The sequence below is a fragment of the Brevundimonas sp. genome, from assembly GCF_018608325.1.
In the GTDB taxonomy this organism is placed as follows: domain Bacteria; phylum Pseudomonadota; class Alphaproteobacteria; order Caulobacterales; family Caulobacteraceae; genus Brevundimonas.
In genome coordinates, this window is the sequence record NZ_JABAZW010000019.1 from 1 (window position 1) to 2,177 (window position 2,177).

3 protein-coding genes are annotated in these 2,177 nt (G+C 48.1%); all 3 read right to left on the reverse strand.

The features are described 5' to 3' along the window. Positions 1-967, reverse strand: a 967-nt coding sequence (locus QZ281_RS02200) for a relaxase/mobilization nuclease domain-containing protein (RefSeq protein ID WP_292224197.1), incomplete at its 3' end; no start/stop codon positions are given. After that, a complete protein-coding gene (locus QZ281_RS02205; protein WP_292224199.1) occupies positions 955-1,344 on the reverse strand; it encodes a hypothetical protein in 390 nt (129 codons plus the stop codon). The genes QZ281_RS02200 and QZ281_RS02205, both read right to left, overlap by 13 nt. A 188-nt stretch (positions 1,345-1,532) precedes the next feature. Beyond that, positions 1,533-2,030 (reverse strand): toprim domain-containing protein, encoded by a 498-nt coding sequence (locus QZ281_RS02210; RefSeq protein ID WP_292224201.1) that lies wholly within the window; start codon positions 2,028-2,030, stop codon positions 1,533-1,535. Positions 2,031-2,177: the final 147 nt, after the last annotated feature.

The window sequence follows — 2,177 nt, forward strand, 5'->3', positions numbered from 1 at the left end:
CTACATAGGTGAGGCCATATATCAGTCCCTGCTTATTGGTACTGGTCGCAAGGTGTATTCCTGTGGCCTGGAGTGCGGCCTTGAATTTTTCAAGGCTGTTTATGGAGCGCTTTAAAAGCACGAGTTCAATAGCCGATTTAAGCTGACTGCTGTGGCTGGCTTTCTCTTTTTTGCCCACGAAGAAATCTGTTTCCAGCTTCTTTATGGTGGGCTTGGTAAAGAAGTCACTGGCCTTAATGGGTACGCCTTTCAAGCTGCCATCCTGGGTTCTGATCCGGTACAGAAGGCCTTGATTTTTATAGACACGGGAATCTTCGCTGCCTCTTTCAGCAGAGATATTGTACTGGTGGAGGATGGCATTAAGCTCAGAAAGGGAACTGAATTTATATTCCTTCAGCACATGATCAAGTACGCCGGCTATGGCACGTTTGGTCTGGGTCTTGCCATACTCAACCGTTGCGCTTAGCGGTTTTAGATCATAGACTTTACGCCTTGCGCTATCTTCCGCCTTGATAAGACTAAAGTCAATTTCAATCTCCCTACGGGCCTGCTCAGACTGATTTTTACCCAGGTTATGCAGGGATATTCTGCCCCCATCAGGGCGTATGTTTGTGGTCAGGATATGCACATGGGGATGCCCTGCATCGTGGTGCTGGTAGAGCAGGTAAGGCTGCTCGGCAAAGCCGATCTTATCCAGATATGCGGCAGCAATCTCGCGTAGTTTGTCCGGGCTGTGGTGCTCTGAAGGGTCAAAATTCAGGGAGATATGAACCGTATTTACCTTGGTATTGGGCCGTAATGCGGCCTGCTTTTTGAGCCGGTCTAGCTTTTGAGCAAAGGAAAGATTGGCTGCCTCTTTGGTATAATAGCCGGCCTCCAGGCAGACCGCTACTCCTTCTTTAACCTTGTTTTCATTGTAGTTCAGCACCCTTCTGAAGCTGTCTCCCTGGTGGATCACTGAAACCATTGGTCAGAGATTTTATCCATGTGGGATTGTATGGAGGCGACAGCTTTCTGGAAGGCCCGCTTGTCCAGCTCCCAACTGACTAGCCAGGCCTCCAGCTGCTTTCCTGCGCTGAGGGTATGCAATTTTTTTACGGCCTGATTGAGGTTGTTTCCGGCCGCTTTGAGTTCCATACGCAGGCCTGCAAGGACGGTCACGAAATCATCCAGGGACTCATTTCTGAAGCTGCCGATATGGGGCTTGCCAAGCACCAGCTTGCGGATATAGTCGCTTAGTTTAAGGCTTTTGGTCTTGGCAAATTCCTTTAGGATTGCCTGCTGTTCTGCTGCGGTCAGCCTCACCTGCAGCAGCTTGTTGCGGTTGTTTTTTTCTTCTTTCATCACTGGTCAACTTCACTTGAAAAAATCTACGTTATGGTAAAAAGCCCTGCCCTCGACTCCGGAGTAAGGGCAACCAGATCCCGTTGTATGACAATGGTACATCTGGCCGATGACGGGGCTCACAGGTCATCGTGCCTGCCTTCTTTTGATAAAGGGGGCTTTTATTTATAATAATGCTATCGGAGGGATCATGGGGGCTCCGGGATTTGAAGAGGGATTTCTTTACTTGGTGCTTGGCTACAGAGAAAATCGTTGAGGTCTTTATAAGGGGAGAAGAGGTAGGAGAGGTTTAGCATTTTTTCTTTGAAGCGCTGCTGTAGCTCCTGGCTGCAATTTTCGCCGGCAGCATCATTGTCCAGAAAGGTCATAATGCGCCGGTAGCTCTTTAGAACTTGTAGCACGTTTTTTACCAGCGAGACGGAGTTGAGGATAAAGTAATCCGCAGGAAATCTGCTGAGCCCTGCGGGGAGACTGAGGAAGGAGAGGAAGTCCATGAATCCTTCAAAGACCATTGCAGTGGACTGCCCGCTACAGATCGAGGTGATCTGTTTAGGTGAGCAGCTTCCTTTAAAGTATTTGCTTCTAAGCTCATAGCCCAAGCTGTCGTTTTTAAAGCCAATGGCAAAGTAGGTTTTGCCGTTATTGCTGTAATGTATCTGACAGCAGTACAGGCTTGCTATAGACAAATTAATTTTCCTCTGCCGGAGATAAGAGATTAGGGCAGGGTGCGAGAGTTCTGTAGCTGAAAGGATCAGGATTTTTCCTTGAACTATTGCGGGTGCTGGTTGAGGCTGGAAATAGGCATAGGAATTTTGTGTTTAATAAATACAGGT